This is a genomic window from Lishizhenia sp. (assembly GCF_057456495.1).
Genome location: NZ_JBVCPV010000022.1, coordinates 1 through 22,430, shown reverse-complemented (window position 1 = coordinate 22,430; position 22,430 = coordinate 1). Strand labels below are relative to the sequence as shown.

The 22,430-nt window shown below is 36.5% G+C and carries 24 protein-coding genes; 11 read left to right on the top strand and 13 right to left on the bottom strand.

What is annotated here, in order from left to right; all coding sequences use genetic code 11:
- The coding region (locus AC22ZQ_RS02990; protein ID WP_318957089.1) for a ribosome maturation factor RimM at positions 1-416 on the bottom strand (416 nt) is incomplete at its 3' end.
- 12 nt (positions 417-428) lie between these two features.
- Positions 429-971 (bottom strand): 30S ribosomal protein S16, encoded by a 543-nt coding sequence (locus AC22ZQ_RS02985; RefSeq protein WP_318957087.1) that lies wholly within the window; start codon positions 969-971, stop codon positions 429-431.
- Positions 972-1,185: 214 nt separating this feature from the next.
- Between AC22ZQ_RS02985 and AC22ZQ_RS02980 the strand changes: the two genes are divergently transcribed.
- From AC22ZQ_RS02980 to AC22ZQ_RS02950, 7 genes are all read left to right on the top strand, one after another.
- The gene (locus tag AC22ZQ_RS02980) at positions 1,186-1,803 is read left to right on the top strand and encodes an HD domain-containing protein (protein ID WP_318957086.1); all 618 of its coding nucleotides are present in this window, start codon (positions 1,186-1,188) and stop codon (positions 1,801-1,803) included.
- Positions 1,793-2,713 carry an ROK family protein gene (locus AC22ZQ_RS02975; RefSeq protein WP_318957084.1) on the top strand — a complete coding sequence of 307 codons (921 nt, stop codon included), beginning with the start codon at positions 1,793-1,795 and terminating at the stop codon, positions 2,711-2,713. The genes AC22ZQ_RS02980 and AC22ZQ_RS02975 overlap by 11 nt, the downstream gene beginning before the upstream one ends.
- Before the next feature lie 4 nt (positions 2,714-2,717).
- Positions 2,718-5,582 carry a GH92 family glycosyl hydrolase gene (locus AC22ZQ_RS02970; RefSeq protein ID WP_318957082.1) on the top strand — a complete coding sequence of 955 codons (2,865 nt, stop codon included), beginning with the start codon at positions 2,718-2,720 and terminating at the stop codon, positions 5,580-5,582.
- Positions 5,583-5,679: 97 nt separating this feature from the next.
- The gene (locus AC22ZQ_RS02965) at positions 5,680-6,321 is read left to right on the top strand and encodes a tetratricopeptide repeat protein (protein ID WP_318957081.1); all 642 of its coding nucleotides are present in this window, start codon (positions 5,680-5,682) and stop codon (positions 6,319-6,321) included.
- Positions 6,321-6,812, top strand: coding sequence for a 6,7-dimethyl-8-ribityllumazine synthase (gene ribH, locus AC22ZQ_RS02960; RefSeq protein WP_090246016.1), 492 nt, complete (start codon positions 6,321-6,323; stop codon positions 6,810-6,812). Before AC22ZQ_RS02965 ends, ribH begins: the two co-directional genes overlap by 1 nt.
- Complete coding sequence (gene glmM / locus AC22ZQ_RS02955; RefSeq protein WP_318957075.1) at positions 6,813-8,198, top strand: phosphoglucosamine mutase; 1,386 nt, start codon at positions 6,813-6,815, stop codon at positions 8,196-8,198.
- Positions 8,199-8,211: 13 nt separating this feature from the next.
- Entirely contained in the window at positions 8,212-9,369 is a 1,158-nt protein-coding gene (locus tag AC22ZQ_RS02950) for a cysteine desulfurase family protein (protein WP_318957074.1), read from the top strand.
- 277 nt (positions 9,370-9,646) lie between these two features.
- On the opposite strand, the gene AC22ZQ_RS02945 is transcribed toward AC22ZQ_RS02950, so the two are convergent.
- The 4 genes from AC22ZQ_RS02945 to AC22ZQ_RS02930 are packed head-to-tail and all read right to left on the bottom strand — an operon-like array spanning position 9,647 to position 12,703.
- On the bottom strand, positions 9,647-10,312 hold the full coding sequence (locus tag AC22ZQ_RS02945; RefSeq protein ID WP_318957073.1) for a KdsC family phosphatase: 666 nt from the start codon (positions 10,310-10,312) through the stop codon (positions 9,647-9,649).
- Positions 10,313-10,315: 3 nt separating this feature from the next.
- Positions 10,316-11,317 (bottom strand): 3-deoxy-7-phosphoheptulonate synthase, encoded by a 1,002-nt coding sequence (aroF, locus tag AC22ZQ_RS02940; protein WP_318957072.1) that lies wholly within the window; start codon positions 11,315-11,317, stop codon positions 10,316-10,318.
- Positions 11,314-12,318: a CBS domain-containing protein gene (locus AC22ZQ_RS02935; protein WP_318957071.1), complete on the bottom strand. Its 1,005-nt coding sequence runs from the start codon at positions 12,316-12,318 to the stop codon at positions 11,314-11,316. The genes aroF and AC22ZQ_RS02935 overlap by 4 nt, the downstream gene beginning before the upstream one ends.
- A 1-nt stretch (position 12,319) precedes the next feature.
- Positions 12,320-12,703: a hypothetical protein gene (locus AC22ZQ_RS02930; RefSeq protein WP_318957070.1), complete on the bottom strand. Its 384-nt coding sequence runs from the start codon at positions 12,701-12,703 to the stop codon at positions 12,320-12,322.
- Between the two features lie 87 nt (positions 12,704-12,790).
- Between AC22ZQ_RS02930 and AC22ZQ_RS02925 the strand changes: the two genes are divergently transcribed.
- Both AC22ZQ_RS02925 and AC22ZQ_RS02920 read left to right on the top strand, forming a co-directional pair.
- Positions 12,791-13,609, top strand: a complete 819-nt coding sequence (locus AC22ZQ_RS02925; RefSeq protein WP_318957069.1) for an alpha/beta hydrolase family protein — start codon at positions 12,791-12,793, stop codon at positions 13,607-13,609.
- A 6-nt stretch (positions 13,610-13,615) separates the two neighbouring features.
- Positions 13,616-14,110, top strand: coding sequence for a hypothetical protein (locus tag AC22ZQ_RS02920; protein ID WP_318957068.1), 495 nt, complete (start codon positions 13,616-13,618; stop codon positions 14,108-14,110).
- On the opposite strand, the gene AC22ZQ_RS02915 is transcribed toward AC22ZQ_RS02920, so the two are convergent.
- The gene (locus tag AC22ZQ_RS02915) at positions 14,107-14,556 is read right to left on the bottom strand and encodes an FKBP-type peptidyl-prolyl cis-trans isomerase (RefSeq protein ID WP_318957067.1); all 450 of its coding nucleotides are present in this window, start codon (positions 14,554-14,556) and stop codon (positions 14,107-14,109) included. The two genes, AC22ZQ_RS02920 and AC22ZQ_RS02915, sit on opposite strands and share 4 nt — an antisense overlap.
- Positions 14,557-14,692: 136 nt before the next feature.
- Here AC22ZQ_RS02915 and AC22ZQ_RS02910 point away from each other — a divergent pair, with 136 nt between their 5' ends.
- A complete protein-coding gene (locus AC22ZQ_RS02910) occupies positions 14,693-15,079 on the top strand; it encodes an RNA-binding regulator (protein WP_318957066.1) in 387 nt (128 codons plus the stop codon).
- 80 nt (positions 15,080-15,159) lie between these two features.
- Here AC22ZQ_RS02910 and AC22ZQ_RS02905 read toward each other — a convergent pair whose 3' ends face one another.
- The 6 genes from AC22ZQ_RS02905 to surE form a co-directional block, all read right to left on the bottom strand.
- Positions 15,160-16,368 (bottom strand): GAF domain-containing sensor histidine kinase, encoded by a 1,209-nt coding sequence (locus tag AC22ZQ_RS02905; RefSeq protein ID WP_318957065.1) that lies wholly within the window; start codon positions 16,366-16,368, stop codon positions 15,160-15,162.
- Positions 16,369-16,733: 365 nt separating this feature from the next.
- The gene (locus AC22ZQ_RS02900; protein ID WP_318957064.1) at positions 16,734-18,161 is read right to left on the bottom strand and encodes a TonB-dependent receptor; all 1,428 of its coding nucleotides are present in this window, start codon (positions 18,159-18,161) and stop codon (positions 16,734-16,736) included.
- 99 nt (positions 18,162-18,260) lie between these two features.
- Positions 18,261-19,448 carry a SpoIID/LytB domain-containing protein gene (locus AC22ZQ_RS02895; RefSeq protein ID WP_318957063.1) on the bottom strand — a complete coding sequence of 396 codons (1,188 nt, stop codon included), beginning with the start codon at positions 19,446-19,448 and terminating at the stop codon, positions 18,261-18,263.
- Positions 19,449-19,458: 10 nt separating this feature from the next.
- A complete protein-coding gene (gene lpxB, locus AC22ZQ_RS02890; RefSeq protein ID WP_318957062.1) occupies positions 19,459-20,568 on the bottom strand; it encodes a lipid-A-disaccharide synthase in 1,110 nt (369 codons plus the stop codon).
- A gap of 1 nt (position 20,569) precedes the next feature.
- On the bottom strand, positions 20,570-20,872 hold the full coding sequence (locus AC22ZQ_RS02885; protein ID WP_318957061.1) for a hypothetical protein: 303 nt from the start codon (positions 20,870-20,872) through the stop codon (positions 20,570-20,572).
- A gap of 3 nt (positions 20,873-20,875) precedes the next feature.
- On the bottom strand, positions 20,876-21,640 hold the full coding sequence (gene surE, locus AC22ZQ_RS02880) for a 5'/3'-nucleotidase SurE (protein ID WP_318957060.1): 765 nt from the start codon (positions 21,638-21,640) through the stop codon (positions 20,876-20,878).
- Between the two features lie 163 nt (positions 21,641-21,803).
- Here surE and AC22ZQ_RS02875 point away from each other — a divergent pair, with 163 nt between their 5' ends.
- Positions 21,804-22,394 (top strand): DinB family protein, encoded by a 591-nt coding sequence (locus AC22ZQ_RS02875; RefSeq protein WP_318957059.1) that lies wholly within the window; start codon positions 21,804-21,806, stop codon positions 22,392-22,394.
- Positions 22,395-22,430 lie beyond the last annotated feature (36 nt).

The window sequence follows — 22,430 nt, the reverse complement described above, 5'->3', positions numbered from 1 at the left end:
TCACCATTTAAAACTTGGATCAAAGGATTAACGTTGTTATCGATAATGTTTTCTAACACACCTACTTCACCGTATTCAATATCTACTACCTTCCATCCTACTACTTCATGGTCGTAGAAATTCAAACCGTCTAATTCTGGTAATAAAGAAAGGGGTAAAAATAGATTCTTACGTAAAATCACTTTAGCATCATTCTCAGATTCTACTCCTTCGAATTTTACTTGTACAAAACCTTTTTGCTTAGGCTTTATAGATTCTACAAAAAATGGTGTAAGGTTGTCGTTGATGTCTATATACACCGCATCTAGTGTGTGATAATCTGAAGGATTTGTGACATCAAAAAAAAGCGAAACTTCACCTTTAAAACCGTGAAGTTTCGCCACATATCCTAGATTAAAGCAATCCGCTTTATTCATAGTTCAATGTTTTTACTCAGCAGATTCTTCTGCATTCTCATCAGCAGCTGGTGCTTCTTCAGTAGCTTCTTCAGCAGCTGGTGCCTCTTCTACTTCTGGTGCATTTTTAGCAGCGATTTCTGCAGCTCTCTTCTCGTTAGCTTCTTTTTCAGCAGCTAAACGATCAGCAGCTAATTGCTCAGAAGATTTAGTGATACCAGATCTCTTCGCTTCAATCTTAGCTTCTTTCTCTTTTGCCCAAGCTTCAAATTTAGCCTCAACTTGATCTTCAGTTAATGCTCCTTTTTTAACACCGTTTACCAAGTGGTTTTTGTATAAAACTCCACTGTACGACATTAAAGCTCTTGCAGTATCTGTCATTTGAGCTCCAGTTTGTACCCATGATAAAGCTCTTTCGAACTGTAAATCGATAGTTGCTGGATTTGTGTTTGGGTTGTAAGTACCGATCTTTTCGATGAATTTACCATCTCTTTTTGATCTTGAATCAGCTACTACAATGTGGAAAAATGGTTTACCTTTTTTCCCGTGTCTTTGCAATCTAATTTTAGTTGCCATAATTGTTTATTGTTTTGGGTACGAAACCCACGTTAATAATTAAGGCTGCAAAGATAGAAAGAAAAAACTTTAGTAAGAAAAGAAATCTATTAAAAATCAAGGAAAAAGAAGAGATTCCTATACCCTTATTAACATATCATTCTCCTTTTTGTTAAAAACAATCCTTTACACTTTGTACATCAAGGGGCTTATCCTTTTAAATTTATCGTCATAGATGGAGTTATACGTAAAATACAAATCGCTTGTAGAGGCTGTGAAAACTGACTTTTTTGGAGAAGGAAGTGGTCACGATTGGTCGCACATAGAACGCGTCATACACCTTGCCCTGCAATTACAACAATTAGAAGGTGGCAATAAAGAACTTATATTTCTAGCAGCCCTCACCCATGATGTTGGTGACCATAAATTTCATAATGGAGATTACACCGTTGGTCCTAAACTGTGTAGAGCATTATTAGAAAAACATAAAATAGCTTCAAACCTGATAGAAGAAATACTTCATATTACTTCCAATTTAAGCTACAGTAAAGGAGCTCCAACTTTTGATTCTATAGAAGGAAAAATCGTTCAGGATGCGGATAGACTAGATGCAATGGGACATTTGGGCATTGCTAGATGCTTTGCTTACGGCGGAAATAAAAACCGCCCTATTTATTCTAGTACAGACCCCGCTAACTCGCTACAGCATTTTGATGATAAATTACTAAAACTCCTAAACCTTTTAAATACGAATGCCGCTCAAAAAATTGGGCAAGAAAGACATGCCGTAATGCAAAACTTTAAAGAAGGTTTTTTAAAAGAATGGAACATAGCACTAGAACATGCAAACTGATTTTACACTAGGAATAGATATAGGTGGAACCAACATAGCTTTTGGTTTAGTAAACAACAATGGAGAAATTGTTTACGAAGGAAATTTAAAGACTTCAGAAGTTAGAAACCCTGCTCTGCTGCCTGAATTAATAGAGGAAAAGCTCAAAGACCACCATTTTAACAATATCGGAATTGGTGCACCAAGTTCTAACACTTTTAGTGGTATGATAGAAAATGCCCCTAATCTAAAGTGGGGCGTAAATATTCCTATCGTCGAATACTTTGAGAATTACTTTAAACTACCCACAAAACTCACCAACGATGCAAATGCCGCAGCTGTGGGTGAAAAACTTTTTGGAGCAGCCAAAGATTTTTCTGAATTCGTAGTAATTACACTGGGTACAGGATTAGGAGCTGGAATTTTTATAAACGACAAGGTATTCGATGGTAAGTTTGGTACAGCCGGAGAATTTGGACATGTCATGGTTGAAAAAGAAGGTAGACCTTGTGGTTGTGGTCGTAAAGGCTGTTTGGAAACCTACTGCTCTGCTACAGGAATGGTGAAAAGTATAGCTCTTCTGAGCTCTCCAAATAAAGACACATCACCATTATTAACCTTAACATGTCCTACTCCTCAAGACATTTTTAAAGCTGCTGAAAATGGCGATCAATTTGCAGAAGAAATTGTTGAATTTACAGCAGAAAAACTGGGATATTGGCTAGCAAATTTCGCTTGTTTCTCGAACCCCGAAGCCTTTGTATTGTTTGGAGGAATCGCTAAAAACGGAGAAAATTTCCGCCAAAGAGTGGATAACTATACACAAAAGAACATCTTAAACCTCTATCAAGGTAAGGTAAAAGTACTTAGCTCTGAATTGCATCATAAAAACGCAGCCATTTTAGGTGCAGCAGCTTACGCAAAATATTAAAATCATGAAAAAGACGATACACCTACTTCTTGTCACTTTTCTTGCCATCAATAGTCAGGCACAACTCAATAACAATCCTAAAGAAAATTACGCGAAAATTGTAAACCCTTTCATAGGTACTGGAGGACATGGACATACCTTCCCAGGTGCAACTTCTCCTTTCGGAATGGTTCAACTGAGTCCGGATACCCGAAAAGAAGGTTGGGACGGTTGTGGTGGTTATCATTATTCTGATACTACCATTCACGGTTTTAGTCACACCCATTTAAGCGGAACAGGCGTACCCGATTATGCCGATTTACTCATCTTACCGTTAATAGGAAAACATGATATTAAAGCCGATGAAAGTTACGCCATTCCCTTTTCACATGATAACGAGAAGGCACATGCAGGCTATTATAGCAACACCCTTCATCAAGATCAAGTAAAGATTGAATTAACAACCTCTAAAAGGTCTGGTTATCACAAATATAAATTCCCTAAAAAGAAACAAGATAAGTACATACTTTTAGATTTAGATTACCGTGATCAATTAATTGATGTTGAGTTCAATACAGTGGACAATTATCATGTATCAGGAAAGCGTATTTCAAGATCATGGGCCAATGAACAACACTTCTATTTTCATTTAGAATGCAACCAAAAAATCACATCAATAGAACGCATTGAAAATTCGAATAAATACCTGATTTACTTTTCACCAAAGATTAAGGAGTTAGATTTAAAAGTAGGTATATCAGCGGTGGATACAGAAGGTGCCAAGCAAAACCTATCGGAAATTGAAAGCTTGGATTTCGAAACAGTAAAAGCACAAAATGAACAAGCTTGGAACAAGGAACTCAATAAAATAGAGATATTTACTTCTAATAAATCTATAGATACCATCTTTTACAGCGCTCTATACCATAGTTTTATCGCACCTAATTTATTCAGTGATTTGGATGGGAGATATAGAGGTACAGACCTCCATGTACATCAGTCCACAGCAGAAAACAAGCAATACACAGTCTTTTCATTATGGGATACTTTTAGAGGTACTCACCCCCTATTTGCTCTAACTCAACGGGAAAAAACCATTGATTTCATTCATACGTTTTTAAACCAGTACGAACAAGGTGGAAAATTACCCATGTGGGAACTTTCTGGAAACTATACAGGATGTATGATTGGTTATCACGCCGTACCTGTAATTGTTGACGCCTACTTTAAAGGCATACAAGATTTCAATCATGAACTAGCCTTGGAAGCTATGATAGCTACTGCAAATGCAGACGAATTAGGCAAAGACTTCTACAGATTCCAAGGAATGATCAACCAAGAGGATGAGGCTGAATCTGTTTCAAAAACATTGGAGTACGCCTATAATGATTGGTGTATAGCAAGATTTGCTGAAGCTTTGGATAAACAAGAAATTGCGCAAGAATTTTATTTAAGAAGTTTAAATTACCGCAACCTTTTTAATCCAGAGAATAAATTCATGCAACCAAAAACAAATGGTGCTTTTATAGATAAATTCATACCATCTGAAGTGAATTTTAATTACACAGAGGCTAATTCTTGGCAATATTCACTGTTTGCCCCACAAGACATTGATGGGCTTAAAGAACTTTTAGGGGGGCAAAAAGAACTAGAAAAATGGCTAGACCAGTTATTTAGTACTTCAAGTACTTTAGAAGGCAGACATCAGGTAGATATCACAGGGTTAATTGGTCAGTACGCCCATGGTAACGAACCCTCGCACCACATGGCTTATTTGTACAACTACGCAGGACAACCACAAAAGACAAGAGCCATGATACATAAAATCCTAAACGAACAATACAGCAATACCCCTGCTGGTTTAAGCGGCAATGAAGACTGTGGTCAAATGAGCAGTTGGTACGTCTTAAACGCTTTAGGAATGTATTCGGTAACGCCAGGTGCTACCTATTACGATCTTAGCCTACCGCTCGTTGACAGTGCTAAAATTCATTTAGAAAACAACAAAACAATTACTATAACAAAAACAGATAATCCTCAAGGACACATTACCTGGAACGGCAGAAGATTACAAAACCTATCTATAAATGCCAATGCTTTATTAAAAGGAGGGCGACTAAACTTCGCCGGAACAAGTAACACACTACCGGCTCCATCATCTCATGTTAACGATGAACACTTTTTAATAAACCCTATTTTCGTTGGTACGCAACGTGTTTTTGAAGACAGCATGTTAGTCACCTTAAAAAGTGTAGACAACCAACCGATTTATTACAGTGTAAACAATGCAGTAAACTGGAACAGTTATAACGAAAGTTTCTACATACACAATTCGTGTAAAATCTTTGTTAAAACAGCTACTAAAATGGGAGAAAGTAAAACCATTTTTGCTTCCTTCAATAAGGATAACAACAACTATAACTATACCTTGCTAACTCCTTATGACAATCAGTATAACGGCGGTAATGAGCAAGCTTTGATGGACGGTTTAAAATCTGGAAACAATTACAGAACCGGTTTATATCAAGGGTTTGAAAACAAAGATGTAGAACTAATTATCGACTTAGATACTACCCGACGAATAGACAGCATTCAACTCTCCCTACTTCAATACATCAACGCTTGGATTTTCCTACCCAAAAGTATAGAGGTAAGCTACCTAGATGATAATAGAAATACACTAAATACAGACAAAGTTACAGTAGCTGAAACAGCCCTGGAAAGTGAATATAATTTAGAACAAAAAACGACGGTTACACTACCTAAAACAGCGAATGCCCGCTATATTAAATTGAAAGTAAATAATTTTGGCCCATGCCCCGAATGGCACCTTGGAGCGGGAGGAAAAACGTGGATTTTTATGGATGAAATAGAAATTTTCACAGAATAGGAAGTAAAATCACTTTTATTAACCACATCTTGTTCACAAAATAGTATGAAACCCTAAAAAAAAATTATATTTTTGCAACGCTAAAAACGCTAAATAAATGGATGAAAATTTAAACACAGAAGAACTTATTGATCAATTAAAAGGAAACAAAGTTCTTAAAGGATTTACAATTGCAGTAGGAGTTATTGTTGTGATTGTTTTAGGAATCTTTGGATACAACAGATTAATTGTTGAGCCAGGAGAAGCTGAAGCATCAGATTACAATTCTACAGCAATCAGTTTATTGCAAAAAGATAGCGTAGACCTTGCCATCACCGAATTCGAAAATCAAGTAGCAGAGTACGACGGGTACAACCAAGGAGAAATGGCTCAATTTCAATTGGCAAGTTTGTACTTTGACAAAGGAGATTACCAAGCAGCTTTAGAAGAAGTAGAAGGAGTTGAATTAAACGACGAATTCGTAGCTTCTCTTGCAAAAGGATTAGAAGGAGACTGCAACGTTGAATTAGGAAACTTAGAAGATGGTATTGCTGCTTACGTTACAGCTGCTGAAAGAAGAAAAAATGAGTTAACTACTCCACACTTCCTATTCAAAGCTGCAAAAGTATGTGAAGAAGTTAAAGACTTTGAAAAAGCTACAGAAATTTACCAGACAATTATAGATGAATATCCAGCTTTTGCTAATCAAAACACAGTTGAAAAGTACAAAGCTAGAGCAAGCAACTCAACAGCTAAATAATGGCAACAGAGAATAGAAATTTATCAGAATATAATCAGGAGTATGTTCCTAATGGTGCCGATTTTAAAATCGGCATCGTTGTTTCTGAATGGAATGAAAACATTACCCTGAATTTATTAAAAGGTGCGAAGGAAGCACTTTTAGAAAATGGTGTGAAAGAAGAGAACATTATCGTTCGTTTTGCACCGGGAACCTTTGAATTGCCGCTTGCTGCGCAATACATGTATGAATATACAGATGTTGACGGTGTAGTAGCAATTGGATCAGTTATACAAGGAGAAACGCGTCATTTCGACTTTGTTTGTGAAGGAGCGACATTAGGACTTAAAGATGTAGGATTGAAATACAATAAACCTACAGTTCTTTGTGTTTTAACAGATAACACCCTTCAACAAGCAATAGATAGATCTGGTGGTAAGCACGGAAACAAAGGAATTGAATGTGCGATTGCTTGTATGAAAATGGTTGGACTTAAAAAAAACTTTGAATAAATGACATTAATCAAATCTATATCAGGAATAAGAGGAACGATAGGAGGAAGAGTAAACGAAGGTTTAACTCCTATTGATGCTGTTAAATTTGCAGCAGCCTACGGTACTTGGCTTCAAAACAGAAATAACGCAAAGAAATTGAGCGTTGTCGTTGGAAAAGATGCCCGTATTTCTGGACCAATTATTTCTGACTTAGTAGTATCTACCCTTCGTTCATTGGGGATTTCTGTAACAGATTTAGGTTTATCCACTACTCCAACGGTTGAAGTTGCGGTAGCTATGGAAAAAGCTCACGGTGGAATTATTCTTACGGCGAGTCATAATCCTAAACAATGGAATGCCTTAAAGTTATTGAACGAAAGAGGTGAATTCATTTCTGCTGCAGATGGAGCTGAAGTTTTGCGTATTGCGGAAGCAGAAGACTTTACTTTTGCAGAAGTAGATGATTTAGGAAAATACACGGTAGACAATACTTATTTAGAAAAGCACATTGATGCAGTATTAAAGTTAGATGGTGTAGACGTTGAAGCGATTAAAGCTGCCAACTTCAAAATCGTTGTTGATGCTGTAAATTCTACAGGAGGAATATTTGTTCCTGCATTATTGAAAAAACTAGGTGTATCTAACATCACAGAATTATATTGTGAACCAACAGGTCACTTCCCACATAACCCGGAGCCGTTACCAGAACATTTGACAGATTTATCGAATGCTATTCTAGAGAACAAGGCTGATTTAGGAATCACTGTAGACCCTGATGTGGATCGTTTAGCATTCGTTTGTGAAGACGGATCTATGTTCGGTGAAGAGTACACACTTGTTGCTGTTGCTGATTATGTTTTACGTAATACACCCGGTGCAACTGTTTCCAATTTATCTTCTACAAGAGCTCTACGTGACGTAACTGAACAGTCAGGTAATGAATATTTTGCATCTGCTGTTGGAGAGGTAAATGTTGTAGAGAAAATGAAAGCTGTGAATGCTGTTATCGGTGGTGAAGGAAATGGTGGAGTTATCTTACCTGCTTTACACTACGGAAGAGATGCCTTGGTTGGAATTGCATTATTCTTAAGTCATTTAGCCAAAGAGAAAAAATCAATTTCTGCCTTGAGAGACAGCTATCCAAAATACACGATCTCTAAAAATAAAATTCAATTAACGCCAGAAATTAACGTTGACGAAATATTGTCAAATATGGCTGAGAAATACGGAGATAAAGAAGTTGACACAACAGATGGTGTTAAAATTTACTTCGACAAAGAGTGGGTACACTTAAGAAAAAGTAATACAGAACCTATCATCCGCATCTATTCAGAAAGTTCTAATACAGACATGGCTAATAAATTAGCTGAGCGTATTATGGATGATATTATGGCATTAAATTAATTAGAAGAAAGCAATGAGAGTTTATTTAGATAACGCAGCAACTACTCCTATTGACCCTGAAGTCGTGGAAACAATGATTCCTTACCTACAAGACGGCTTTGGAAATCCATCTTCTACGCATTATTACGGTAGACAAGCGAAGGCAGCAATCGAAACATCTAGAAGGACGGTTGCAAAAATCATTAACTGTCTACCTTCTGAGATTATTTTTACTTCTGGAGGAACAGAAGCAGATAATATGGCAATTAATATTGCGGTGAAAGAATTAGGTTGTAAAACCATTATCACCTCTCCTATCGAGCACCATGCTGTTGGTCATACGGTAGAGAATATCTGCGAAGAAAAAAACATAGAATTCAAACTTGTTAAGTTTGACGATAAAGGTCATGTTGATTTAGACCATCTTGAAGAATTGTTAGCCAATGCAAACGGAAAAACATTTGTTTCCTTAATGCACGGTAATAATGAGGTAGGAAATTTACTTCCTTTAAGAAAAGTAAGTGAAATGTGTCGTAAGCACGGTGCATACTTTCACTCTGATACAGTTCAAACTATGTCTCACTACAAGTTTGACATGCAAGAATTAGATATCGATTTCATTACTTGTGCCGCTCACAAATTCCATGGACCAAAAGGAATAGGATTTTTGTACATCAAGAAAGACATCAAGATTGGTAACCTTATATACGGAGGTGGTCAAGAAAGAGGATTTAGAGGAGGTACCGAAAACCTATATGGAATTGTTGGTTTAGCGAAAGCAATGGAAATTGCAGATAGAGACTTAGAACAACATCAAATTCATGTTCAAGCCTTGAAGAACTACATGATAGAACAACTACAAAATAGATTTGAGGACATTAAATTTCACGGGGATATCACTCCTGAAAAATCCTTATACACTGTTTTGAACGTATGTTTTCCTAAAACAGAGAAAGCCAATATGTTGCTTTTCACGTTAGACTTAAAAGGAATAGCTTGTTCAGGTGGGTCTGCTTGTAGCTCAGGATCGGTAAATGCATCGCATGTATTGACGGGGATAAACGCAGATATTACGCGACCAAACGCAAGGTTCTCTTTCTCTAGATTTACAACCAAAGGAGAAATAGATTATGCACTCGAAGTTTTAGTTGAGGTTTTCGAACACAACTTAAAGGCGACGCCAGTGTCATAAACCTTACATAAACGAATGTCAAAAGGTCAGGTTGTAAAAGCTTGACCTTTTTTTATGCATTCCTAGCATATTTGAGTCAATATTCTCTACAATTAAAAGGGATTTTACGGTGATTGGCATATTTATTGACTACTTTAAACGAAGTAATACCAAGAAATCATGAAAAAGAACAAAAAGAATAAAGGATTTGACGATGCACTTTTAAGATTAGGAATAAAAATTAAGGGTGATAAACCTAATTACCACCCTCAACCTAAATATGTTTGCACTACAGTGACTAAATAGCCTCTTGTAATAAAAAGTTATCTATAAACTCACGTACACATGCTTTTCCTCCATTCATTCTTAAATGAATATTTGCAGCATTTTTAATTTTATCCACGGCATCATTCGGGCAAGCGGCAATTCCTACACGCTCCATAACCTCTAAATCATTGATGTCGTCACCTATCATTGCCACTTCATCTAAGCTAATATTAAGCTCTTTACACCAAGTTTGTAATACATCCAGCTTTCTATCTCTACCAACGTAAAAATGTTGAATACCTAAAAGATCAGCCCTAGCTTTAACCATTTCAGTTTTAAAACCACTCGAGATAATACCGACCTGGTATCCCCTTTTGATTAGATGCATAATGGCCATTCCATCTTTGGTGTTGTACTTTTTAATTTGATCACCATTCTCGGTAAAGTACATTCCACCATCTGTCATTACACCATCCACATCTAAAATCAATAATTTAATTTTCTGCAGTTTTTCATGGTTCTTTTCGAAGGATGAAAAAAGTAGGTCTCTCAAAGTTATTTGATAATGCTCAGAGATTTCATTCAATGCATCAATAGAAAATTCATCCACGTGCTCCACTTCATTTCTATCTAAAAATTCGTCGAGTTCTACGTCTTTTTGTTGAAGTAAATAACTTAAGTTCTCTTTTAAATACATGCACTAAACTATTTTGTATCCAACCGCTTGTGCTACAGGATTTAATTCATCAATTAAATGAGAGAAAGTTTCATGATCTAACTGCTGTGAAGCATCTGACTTGGCCAACTTTGGTGTTGGGTGCGCTTCAATTAATAAACCGTCAATTCCCATTGCTACACAAGCTTTTGCTAATGGAATTACACCATATGCATGTCCCATAGCATGAGAAGGATCTAAAACGATCGGTAAATTTGTGTGTTCTTGTAAATAAGCAACACCACATAAATCTAATGTAAATCTAGTCTTCGTTTCAAAGGTTCTGATTCCACGCTCACACAGAATTACATTTTCATTTCCTCCAGATAATACAAACTCAGCACTTTGAACAAATTCCTGTAAGGTTGTACCAAAACCTCTTTTAATTAAAACAGGTTTTTGAGTTTTTGCACAAGCTCTTAAAATACCTTGATCATACATTGCCTTTGCTCCTACTTGAATCACATCACTGTATTCAATCACTTCATCAATATGTGTTGCATCTCTAACCTCTGTAATCACATTTAATCCGTACTCCTCACGCATTTTGGCCAAAAGTTTCAATCCTTCCAACCCTAATCCTTGGAAGCTATACGGCGAAGTTCTAGGCTTATAACAACCACCTCTTAACGTAGTTAACCCCATTCCTTTTACCAATTCAGCCGAAGTTCTAATTTGTCCTTCTGACTCCACGGAACAAGGTCCTCCAATTAAAATTGTATTACCGGTATCCCCACCAATAACAGTATCACCGATAGCAACTTTTCTTGTTTCTTCCTTATACTGTCTTGAAGCCAACTGCATGTCATTTGGAAATACCCAAAAGTCATTCACTTTACCTTCAACTTCATGTGGTAATTCTTTCACAGATGAAGAGGTTACCAATACTTTCTTTCCTTCTTGATCTTTAAAATAGAAGGCTTGTACGCTTTCCGCTAAATGGTGAGCATCCTGCTCGTTTATATTATTTTTTAAATGTATTATCATAATTCTCCTTTTATCAGGTTTACAAAAGTAATCATTCCAACAGCCTTATTTTCCTGGGATACTGCAGGTAAATACGAGATGGGAAATGCTTGTGCTTTCACGTGATTTAACATTTCCTCAACCGTTGCTGTTTCCTCAATAACTACCGGTGTTTTATTTATCATTTCTGTTACGTCGGCCGAGTAAATATCTGTAATGTTCGCCAATAAGAACCTTCGTACATCGGCATTCGTAATAATCCCCATGAACAAACCTTCTATATTTTTAACGATGGCCAACCCTTTATTTCCAACTTCTATCGCTGTAAGTATCTTCTCTAAGTTAAGTCCTTCTATGTACACAAATATGTCATCGTGGAGCATTTCCATGAAATCTTTCACGCAAAAAGAGGAAACATGCTCCCGATTGGTCAAATTCATCAAAGCCTCTCCTACACTAGCACTTTTAAACAAGTAGCTCCCCGAAACACTCGATCTAACGCCCAAGTTTCTGAGAATAAAAGACACCTCGGCATTCACTCCTCCATCTACATGAATTGCTTTTCGGGGGTATAATTTTTTGAAGTTTCTAATTTTCTGAAAATTGATTGGATCAAACACTCCGCCACTTTGTCCGGGTATTGTTGCCATGACCAATAAGAAATCAAAATCTTCAAAATCTTTGAACACCTCAATAGATGTTGGTGTTGTAATGGCCAAACCTTTTTCTCCCTTAATATCTAAGGGTAAATTAAAATCTTGAGGCAGTTGCTCATATTGAAAAGTAAGGTACTCTACAGGAACCTCTCTTAACTTATCGTAATAAAGCTCAGGTTTTTCAGTAATTATATGCAAATCTATCGGCAAATCACACCACCTTCTGATGGCTTCAATATCATTAAAAACCGATAAATCATCATTGCAATCTACATGCAACAAGTTTACATTATGTGCTACTAAATCTTCTATAACCTCCTTAAGTGGACGTTTTTTATCTGAATATATAGATGCGGATATTTTCATATTACTGTTTTACAAGAGGTCTAAATGTATTATCACAAGGCACTACCCTCACTTTAGTATCACTAAACACCTCTTTTTCTAGTGTACGCGATAATTTCGACAACATCGCCTGTTCATCTAAACTCAACCCCTGAAGTTCGTATTTCTTATCTTCAATGAGTTTAACCAACAACTCACCATACTCATTTTTGATCAGTTGTATGGTTTGTTTCTTTTCTCCTACAAAACCGTTATCTCTCCAATATGTAGCAAAATTTACTGCCTCTTGTGCACTTACTCCATCCATGTAGTATACATGTAAATTCTTAGAATCTATACGATCTCCCAAGGAAGCGCCACAACCAGAAAGAGTTAAGAAAATCAAGGCTCCGAAAAAAAATCTCATTATCGTCATTACAGCCTAAAAATAGTAGTTTTAGGTTATCATTTTTAGTAAATAGAAGGTATTTTTGAAGATTAAGCAGTGAATAGAATGAGGATAGACAAAGTGAACGAAATTTATACAGGTGCAGCAGGTAGAAAATCTGTCTACGATTTAAAAATTCCAGATACCTGGAACAACGAAATCCTTTTATTTATGCATGGTTATAAAGGATATAAGGACTGGGGAGCCTGGTCGCTCATGGGAAGTGCTTTCACAGCTAAAAAATTTGGATACTGTGCCTTTAATTTTAGTCACAACGGAGGTACCGTAGACAATCCAATAGACTTTCCTGATTTGGATGCTTTTGCGCAAAACCGGTATAGTTATGAATTACATGACGCGCATACTATGGTGAATTTACTTCACGATATGTATCCTTCTGCCAAAATTCATGTTATCGGACATTCCAGAGGAGGTGGTATTGCCAGTTTAGTTGCAGCGCAAACCTCTACAGTTTCTTCGTTAACAACCTTAGCTTCGGTAGATGACTTCGCTTCCAGGTTTATTCAAGGAGAAGCATTGGACAAATGGAAAAACCAGGGTGTTTACACGGTTAAAAATAGCCGTACCCAGCAAGATATGCCTCACTATTATAGCTTCTACACAGATTATTTCAACCATGAAAAAGATTTAAACATCTTAGAAAACTTGAAACAATTCGAAAAACCTGCATTACACATACACGGAACACAGGATGAAGCTGTTCAACTCGCTTGTTCTCGTTCATTGGCACTAGCAACAAAAGGAGAATTTGTAAGCATTGAAGGAGCGGGACACACCTTCCAAAGCAAACACCCGTGGACGGAAAATGTAATCCCTAAAGCAATGCAAGAAATGGTTCAACACATGTTAAATTTTTACAAGTAAAGGAAAATGGGACTCTTCAATAAAAAGCGTAAAGAAAAAAGACAAGTAAGTATTCAAAAGGTCACAAAACTAGAAAGTAAGGAGCTTACCTATCACCCAAAGATTATCATTGCTTGGGCAAAGGCAATTGAGGGCAACACTGATTTGTTGAACTACCTCAATGAAAATGGTTTTGAAGAATTATTTATGGCTACATATGCCCTTAAATTAAAGGACGAAGCGAGAGATTGGTTGATGAAAAATGGATATCCCCACCTGATGGCTTTTATTAATGCAGCAGAAGGGAACCAACAAGCTTTACAATGGCTTAAAATGAACAACTTCACAGCCTTATACTATATGGCTGAGGCCATCGATGGAGAACAAAATGGGTACAAAGGATTTGCCTGGTTAAAAAACAATGCAACGCCAGACATTTTCGAACTCACTCGAATTATCAAAAAATTAAAAGACGGAATTGAGGAAAACCACAATGATGTTCACTCCTTTGGAGTAGATTAGTACACCTCAATTAAGTGAATATCAAATATCAACACACGATTGGGTGGAATAGAACCTGCACCTGAAGGTCCGTAACCTAAAGCTGATGGAATATACAAAGTTCCTTTAGCACCTTGTTTGAAAAGCGGAATACCTATCTTCCACCCTTCAATCACCTGTTGTAAATTAAAAGCAACACCTTCGGGCTCACTTTCGTCAAAAACACTTTCATTAGTGAAATAACCTTTGTAGGCAACGAGAACATCAGAGTTTTCAGTAGGGTATTCGCCCGTTCCTGCTTTTTCTACAGAATAGTACAAGCCATTATCCAGTTTTTCAGCTACAATTTCAAATGTCTCCAAGTAATCTTGAATAATTTGATCATCGATTTTAGCTTGCTCCTCTGGATCTACCTTATTACATGATAAAACAACTAACGCAACACTTAAAAGCATCAATATCTTCATAACCCACAAATATTTACAGCAAATATAATATTCTAACAATTATGAATTAATTTACAGAGATTTATTGTTGATTTTGAGTTAAGAACTTTTAGCAGTACATTTGTGGTGCATACTGCATTAGATTAATAATTTTTAGATGACAAATATCTTTATTGCCAATTTAGACTTTGGTATTACTTCAGAAGATTTAAAAGCAACATTTTCTCAGTTCGGTGAAGTTAGTTACGCCCATGTTGTTTACGATAAGAAAACAAAAAAATCGAGAGGATTTGGATACGTTGAGATGGAAGACACCGATCAGGCCATTGCTGCTATTCAAGCTTTGAACGGTGTTGAAGTGAATGGAAGAGCTTTGGATGTTAAAATAGCATCACCGAAAGGTTCTCGACCAGATAACCAGAAAAAACCAACCAATAACTTTAAAGATAGACCTAAAAGAACATTTAACGCTGATAGAGACAACTCTAGTAGAGAAGAATCTGAACAAAAACGCGTCATGCGACCTAGAAGAAAAAGAATTTAAAAAAAAGGGTGATCGAACGATCACCCTTTTTTTCTATGTATATTTTCTTGAAGTCCTCTCCTATTCTGGAAGCTTGACTATTAATTTTTAATATTCGCTTTGGGTATTTCAACAATAAAAGTACTTCCTTTACCTACTTCACTTTCAACATGTATAAATCCCTGATATTGCTCCACAATTTTCTTAATAATTGAAAGTCCTAGACCACTACCATAATTACCGAATTTATCCTTGGTCTTCAAAGTCGTAAAACTCTCGAAAACTTTCTCATGGTTCTCTGGAGCAATCCCTACTCCATTATCTTGAACAGAAAGAACAAATAAATCATCCTTCGATTTCAAACTAATCTTTATCTGCGCCTTGTCTTTATCATTGTACTTTATGGCATTCACCACCAAATTATGAAGGATTTGATACAAGGACAATTCGCTAAAGAATATTTTATCCAAGGTTGTATCTATTTTAATATCTACACTTTCGTTTCCATGTAAACCTACAATTGTTTCCATGACCTCTTCAACATCAACATCCTTTAACTCATTCACTTTGGCATCTACCTGCGAATATTCAAGTAAAGCATCTACTAATCTTTTGAGTTTACCTGACGTATTTTCAACCATTTTCAACTTGGTCAATACTCCGTCATTCAACGAATCACCGTCTTTTTTCATGATTAAATCAACCAAGGCTCTGATGTTGTTCAAAGGCGATTTAATATCGTGCGCAGCAACATAAGCAAACTGTTCTAAAGCTTCGTTTTTAAATTCAAGTTCCATTATCATCTCATCCAAAGCGATTTGATTTCTTCGGAGCTTTAATAAATTCTCAACCTGTCTTCCCAAGGCTAACAAAGATTCAATTTGCTCAGGTGTCAATTCTTTTTTCTTAGAATCAATAACACATAAACTCCCTAATTTAAATCCATCGGTACCTTCCAAGGGTACACCTGCGTAAAACATGATATGCGGAGGTCCCGTAACTAACGGATTGTTTTTATAAACAGGGTCTTCTTTAGCATTTTCAATAATATAGATTGATTTTTCACTTACAATAGCTCTGGAGCAAAAGGAATATTCTCTGGGTGTTTCATGTACATCAATACCGTGCATAGATTTAAACCATTGTCTATCCGCATCCACAAGACTTACAAGTGAGATTTCTGTACCACAAATTTGCGCTGCAATCTTCGTTATACCGTCATAATCTTCTTCTGGGAGTGTATCAAGAATGGAATAGCTTTTTAAAGCTTGTAATCTCTTCTTTTCCTCTGAATCATGTGTATAATGCATACTATCGTATTTAGATTTATCCCATAAATTAACGAGGCACAATCACCTAATAGAGGTAATTGGATTCAACGTAAATATAAAAAGGAGTAGTTTGAAGTAAGATGAAGTTAAAATAGCAATTTTTCTAGGAATAGAAGAGTTTCTTGGGGTAAAATTAGACCTCTATTTCCTTCTCGCACAAATACTTATATGCAAGCATATAAAGACTGATTCACAACTCACTCATAACTTAAGGATTAGCATTTGGAAATAGGGTTAGATTTAAAATCTAATAGTTTTATACTCAAGGTGACATCTAAGCTTTAACTGTTACAAGTATTGGACATAAAAAAAGGAGGTATTTAATTACCTCCTTTTGAATATTTTTAATCTTGCGTTACTTTTTCTTTCTTCCTTTTATAACCAAATAGCTCTAGGAATTTGATTGCTTTCACCACTCTTGGTGGTACATCCTCTTCCCAAATTTTAGTTCCTGCCTTAATTTTGGAAAGCACATCGTCTGAAAGTATATGCAACAATTTCTCGTCGTATTCTTCTATTCCTTCTAGTTTGTTATTAGCGATCATGAAATCCAGTAAACCTCTTAATTTTTCTGGAATTCTTACATCTTCAAATTTGTACAATTCACCTGTCTCAACATCTCTCGCTGGGTAAACATACATTTTCACTTTATGACCAAATCCTCTACCAAAAGCTTCTAATAAACCACCTGGTAGATTATCGTAATACTTCTCATCGAAAATAGTCTGAAGGTTATATATACCAACTAAAACACCCATTTGCTTACCTCTAGCAATGGTTGAAAGGTAGTCAACCATCTTGTAGTGTTTCAAGTAGTTAGAGATCATAACAGTGTAACCTAAAGAACCTAAAAGCTCTGCTCTATCTACGAAGTCTTTATCTGATATTTTACCGTCTGCCGTAAGATCTTTAAGCGTTAACTCAAACACCACTCTTACATTATCCTCTTTTACATCTGGTTCTTTGCGGAATAATTTTTCTCCCGCCTCTATCATGTCAATGTGTACCTTAGTAACAGGTCTAAAACGCCCACGCATCAACAATATATTCTTTTTATATAAGGCTGCTGCTGGTTGTAATACATTTCCAGTCAAGTCAAACATCGTAGCATCCGTTAAACCTCTTTTTACAAGATTTAATGCAATAATACGGTTATCTACATCTTCGAAGTCTGGTCCATTAACACGCAACATATCAATTTCCATACGCTCTCTAGGTAAACGATGTACCAAAGCGTCTAGAAATTCATTCATATCATGTGATAGGAAATAGGCACTATGAATTAGGTTAACCCCTAAAATACCCAAAGCATCTTGCTGTGCTCGGTTGCTATTATCGTGCATTTTTACGTGCAAAATAATATCGTTAGGCTCACTTTCTGGTGTTAATTGGAAGCGAAGACCTACCCAACCTTGACCTTGATTAGTTTTATGATAGTTTAAAGATTCTACTGTATTACTGAATACAAAAAACTTCGTATCTGGTGCTCTATCCGGAAGATTCATTGTTAACGACTCGTACTCCGTTGTTAACATAGTAAGTAATCTATCCTCACAAACATAACGATGTGCCTTACCATACTTGGCATCAGAAACAGTCATGTCGTAAGCTGAGTGGGTATAAGCAATGGTTCCCGAACTACCTCCTGCCTTAAAAAAATTAGCCGCTACTTCTTGTCCAGCACCAATTTCGGCGAAAGAACCGTAGATATCAGTACTTAAATTGATTTTAAGTGCCTTTTCTTCTGTTGTTAGTCTTCTTTCATCTATCATTCTCTAATCTCCTTCGATCTTTAGCTTATAAAACAAAATTAGTAAGAATTCACAAGTAATACATGGAATTAAAAGGAAATAAGATGAGAAGTTACCAACCTACAAAAGTTCATTATCTTTTTGTGGGTTTTCTTGGGTAAAAAAGATTTCGTTATAATTCCCTATCACTTCGATATTTGAGAAGTAAAACTTTAATATTTGATCATAGGTAAATCCTCTCTTTGCCATCTCCATCGCACCTTCTTGACACAGTCCTACACCATGCCCATATCCTTTTCCTACTATCACTACATCATCCCCATCTTCATAACACGAGAAAAAGGTAGATTTCAGTTTAAACTTGTAACGTAGACTTGTTAACTTTATTCCTGTAGTTTCATCTTGAAAATACTTTTGTCTATCATATTGAATAAAATTGTAAAGTAAAGGACCATAAACAGGGTCTTTTTCTGGATAGCCTAATTGATTCACCAAATAATTTCTCCATTCACTTTTCGGTATTCGCTTGGTGTAATTGGCTTGAACCGTGTATATACAGAAACTATCTTGAATAGGTGCCAAATAAGGAATTCGATGACGCCAAACGTAATCTGTCCAAGTCGTTTGTCCACCACAATTGGCATGAAAAAAACCTTCCACCATATGATTGTGTTCATCCACCATCACTTCTCCAGAAGTTGCTTGAACCGCCGTGTCTATACTAGGAGTATATTTCTGTCGGTTATGATACGCCTGACAGTGCACTTGATCACACAATTGAAAACCATCCCTTCTGTGCCTATCCAATCTATCCCTGGCATAAGTTCTAGAAATTACGGCTTGCGCCTTATAATATTCCAAAGGTTTACCACCTCCTCCTTCAGATTCAACCACACCGGCTAAATAATGATGTTCTTGTACAAGGTTCACGAGGGTCAAATGTCCACGCTTTGCGAAAATCACAAAATCATCCAAGTATTGCTTTTCATGTCTGTTGGGCGATTTTGGCGTTAATCGCAATCCATAATCCTTACCCGTTTGTTTGAGTTGAATGGAATCGAACACTCCCAAGGATTGAACACCAAAAAGCAATTCCACCTTATCGTTGGACCTGTAGCGGATATCAACAAATTCATTAGGTAAGATGGTTTTTAATCGCGCTGTATCACCGTAAACATTATAACTGCCATTAAAGTAAGAAAAGATGACGCGGTCTACATCGTGAGATCTTACTACACCTATTCTCATTTCTTGACCGAACAATGCGCTCAGACAAAGAGAAAAGAATATGGTAATAAGTGTCTTCACTAGCTGTAAATTATATTGTCTTTAATATTCCATCAGCAATACGATCAGAGGCTCCACCACCTCCTAAAAGTTTTGCCAACTCCTGATAATCCTTGAGTACTTCTTCTCGTTTCTTTCCACCGGGTAAAACAGCTTTCAATTCGGACGCGATACGTTTAGGGTTACATTCTCCTTGGATGAGTTCTACCACGCATAGTTTATCCAAAATCAAATTTACCAAAGAAATATACTTGATTTTGACCAATCGTTTTGCAATGTGATAAGAAATAGGTGAAGCCTTGTAACATACGACTTGAGGAACTTTAAACAAAGCCGTTTCTAATGTAGCTGTGCCCGATGTTACTAATGCAGCCGTAGCCACGTTTAATACATCGTAGGTTTTTCCAAAAACTATTTCGCTTCCTTTAGGCAATGGAAAAGAAGTATAGAACTCTTCCTCTAAGGAAGGAGCTCCCGCAATAACTACTCTGTAATTAGAGAAGTCTTTTATTGCCTCTAACATTACCGGTAATTTTCTCGAAATTTCCTGTTTTCTAGACCCCGGTAATAAGGCAATAATCTCTTTATCATCATTTTCAAAAACGGGGTGATTATTGGCTTTGTATTGATGTATTGCATCCAACAAAGGGTGTCCAACATATTCTACATCATAATCGAAGCGCTGATAAAACTCAGTTTCAAAAGGAAGGATAACAAACATTTTGTCTACTACCTTCTTTATTTTATGCACTCTATTTTGTTTCCAGGCCCAGATCTGTGGAGAAACATAGTAGATAACCTTAATCCCTTGTTCCTTTGCCCATTCAGCTATTCGAAGGTTGAATCCGGGATAATCAATCATTACAATTGCATCTGGCCTAAACTTTAAAATATCTTCTTTACAAAAATTGATATTCCCTAGTATGGTTCTCAAGTTCATTACCACCTCGGCAAAGCCCATAAAAGCCAAATCACGAATGTGTTTTACAGCTTTCTGTTTCGTTTGGGACTCCATTTTATCTCCTCCCCAAAAGCGGTAGGATACAGATGGATCTTTTTGTTGCAGGGATTTAATGAGGTTAGACCCATGAAGATCACCACTCGCCTCACCTGCAATTATGTATAACTTTTTCTGTTCCATCCTATGCCACTAAACTAATCACTACTCCTAATCCCAAGATTACTGTAACAAACACAAGTCCTTGGGTAAACTTATCCCACCTCCATTGATAATTTGAAAAGTAAAAGAGGACTAAATTAGGGATTAAAGGAAAGATCACTAACTCATTTCTATTATTCGCACTGGCCTTCATAAACCTCCATAGTTGATCCCATGGTTTATGCGCATAATTCAATTCTTTAAAGAACAGAAAACCAAGCACTGGCAAAACCAATGCAACAATTCCACCTACTAGCGGTTTATCTATTTTTTGCTTAAAACTCATAATCTATAAATCCCATTCAGTTAGTTCAGGAATTAAATGGTGGGCAGTCATATCATATTGAATGGGAACAACACTCGCCCAATTTTGATCTAAAGCTAAGGTATCTGCCTCTGACCCTTTGTCTACTTTTTTAAACTCACCTGTCAACCAGTAATACGGTTTACCAAATTGATCCAAACGTTTGTCAAACCTATCTTCCCAATGTGCCTTTCCTTGTCTACAAATTTTAAGTCCCTTCAGTTCCTCAACAGAACAATTCGGAATATTAACATTCAGACACGTTCCCAAGGGAAACTTCTGGGTCAACAATTGTTGCATCATTTTCTTTACCACAACTTTTGAAGTCGTAAAATCTGCATCAGAACCGTGATCTAACAAAGAAAAACCAACACTTGGGATCGACTCCATAGCTCCTTCTACAGCTGCAGACATAGTTCCAGAATACAAAACATTTGAAGAAGAATTATCCCCGTGATTGATACCTGACACAAGAATATCTGGTTTGCGCTTAAAGATTTCATAGATGGCGAGTTTTACACAATCTACCGGCGTACCTGTACATGTGTAAGCTTCTATCCCTTCAAATACAGTAGAAGCTGTTAATCGAAGGGGTTTATTCACAGTAATAGCATGTCCCATTCCACTTTGCGGACTATCGGGAGCCACAACTACCACATCTCCAAACTCTTGAACGGCCTCTACCAAAGAACGAATTCCTTTTGCGTTTACACCATCATCATTCGTTACTAATATCAAAGGTTTTTCCATCAGATATACATCTTTAATTCACTTGCGAAAATAAAAAGAAATCTGGCAATATACATGCGGAAAGTAACTCAGAAAATAATGCTCAAGAAAACTCTACAAAAAGGCCTTATTTATCTTGCGCTATTAGAATTTGATGTTATTTTTGATTCAGAAGATATAAAGAATGAAAACAGTGGTATTAAATAGCTGGGTGGACGAGCTGACACAATTGAGTCAAGAACAAATCAAAAGAATCCAATCAAAGTTTAAACACTTGAGCGACAAGCAGAAAACTTGGCGCCCAAATGAGCACACTTGGAATCTATTAGAGATTTTTGCCCATCTCAATCAATTTGCTAAATATTACCACCCTGTTTTCGAAGATAAAATTGAAAACACGAAATTCAGGGAAGCAAAAGCTCCCTTTGTATCTTCTCCCCTTGGAAAATCAGCTTGGAAAAGTATGAAATTAGGAAGAGCAAAGAATGTGAAACGAAAGTTCAATGCGCAAAAGAACTACAATCCTAGCCTTGATCCAAGTATGGTAACCGGTAATGATATTGAAGAGTTTGTAACAGGTCAAGATCGATTTTTAAAGATCCTAGAAGGTGCAAAACATATTAATTTAAGAAGAACCAAAGTTCCTATTTCGTTATCTCGTATCGTCCGTTTACGTATGGGAGATGCTCTATTGTATGTGGCATATCATGAAGAGCGCCATGTAGAGCAGGCTTTCAATTTATTCAAACACCCCAATTTTCCTAAAAAGAAATAGATGATGGTAGGAGAAAACTTCTTTTGTTTTTTACCC

Excerpts from the sequence above, each read along its gene's own strand:
- AC22ZQ_RS02915 (WP_318957067.1), bottom strand. The coding sequence starts at position 14,556 with ATGAAGATATTGATGCTTTTAAGTGTTGCGTTAGTTGTTTTATCATGT.
- AC22ZQ_RS02910 (WP_318957066.1), top strand. The coding sequence starts at position 14,693 with ATGACAAATATCTTTATTGCCAATTTAGACTTTGGTATTACTTCAGAA.
- AC22ZQ_RS02900 (WP_318957064.1), bottom strand. The coding sequence starts at position 18,161 with ATGATAGATGAAAGAAGACTAACAACAGAAGAAAAGGCACTTAAAATC.
- AC22ZQ_RS02930 (WP_318957070.1), bottom strand. The coding sequence starts at position 12,703 with ATGAGATTTTTTTTCGGAGCCTTGATTTTCTTAACTCTTTCTGGTTGT.
- lpxB (WP_318957062.1), bottom strand. The coding sequence starts at position 20,568 with ATGGAACAGAAAAAGTTATACATAATTGCAGGTGAGGCGAGTGGTGAT.
- AC22ZQ_RS02905 (WP_318957065.1), bottom strand. The coding sequence starts at position 16,368 with ATGCATTATACACATGATTCAGAGGAAAAGAAGAGATTACAAGCTTTA.
- AC22ZQ_RS02980 (WP_318957086.1), top strand. The coding sequence starts at position 1,186 with ATGGAGTTATACGTAAAATACAAATCGCTTGTAGAGGCTGTGAAAACT.
- AC22ZQ_RS02935 (WP_318957071.1), bottom strand. The coding sequence starts at position 12,318 with ATGAAAATATCCGCATCTATATATTCAGATAAAAAACGTCCACTTAAG.
- AC22ZQ_RS02970 (WP_318957082.1), top strand. The coding sequence starts at position 2,718 with ATGAAAAAGACGATACACCTACTTCTTGTCACTTTTCTTGCCATCAAT.
- AC22ZQ_RS02985 (WP_318957087.1), bottom strand. The coding sequence starts at position 971 with ATGGCAACTAAAATTAGATTGCAAAGACACGGGAAAAAAGGTAAACCA.
- aroF (WP_318957072.1), bottom strand. The coding sequence starts at position 11,317 with ATGATAATACATTTAAAAAATAATATAAACGAGCAGGATGCTCACCAT.
- AC22ZQ_RS02885 (WP_318957061.1), bottom strand. The coding sequence starts at position 20,872 with ATGAGTTTTAAGCAAAAAATAGATAAACCGCTAGTAGGTGGAATTGTT.
- glmM (WP_318957075.1), top strand. The coding sequence starts at position 6,813 with ATGACATTAATCAAATCTATATCAGGAATAAGAGGAACGATAGGAGGA.
- AC22ZQ_RS02925 (WP_318957069.1), top strand. The coding sequence starts at position 12,791 with ATGAGGATAGACAAAGTGAACGAAATTTATACAGGTGCAGCAGGTAGA.
- surE (WP_318957060.1), bottom strand. The coding sequence starts at position 21,640 with ATGGAAAAACCTTTGATATTAGTAACGAATGATGATGGTGTAAACGCA.
- AC22ZQ_RS02965 (WP_318957081.1), top strand. The coding sequence starts at position 5,680 with ATGGATGAAAATTTAAACACAGAAGAACTTATTGATCAATTAAAAGGA.
- AC22ZQ_RS02945 (WP_318957073.1), bottom strand. The coding sequence starts at position 10,312 with ATGTATTTAAAAGAGAACTTAAGTTATTTACTTCAACAAAAAGACGTA.
- AC22ZQ_RS02875 (WP_318957059.1), top strand. The coding sequence starts at position 21,804 with ATGAAAACAGTGGTATTAAATAGCTGGGTGGACGAGCTGACACAATTG.
- ribH (WP_090246016.1), top strand. The coding sequence starts at position 6,321 with ATGGCAACAGAGAATAGAAATTTATCAGAATATAATCAGGAGTATGTT.
- AC22ZQ_RS02950 (WP_318957074.1), top strand. The coding sequence starts at position 8,212 with ATGAGAGTTTATTTAGATAACGCAGCAACTACTCCTATTGACCCTGAA.
- AC22ZQ_RS02975 (WP_318957084.1), top strand. The coding sequence starts at position 1,793 with ATGCAAACTGATTTTACACTAGGAATAGATATAGGTGGAACCAACATA.
- AC22ZQ_RS02920 (WP_318957068.1), top strand. The coding sequence starts at position 13,616 with ATGGGACTCTTCAATAAAAAGCGTAAAGAAAAAAGACAAGTAAGTATT.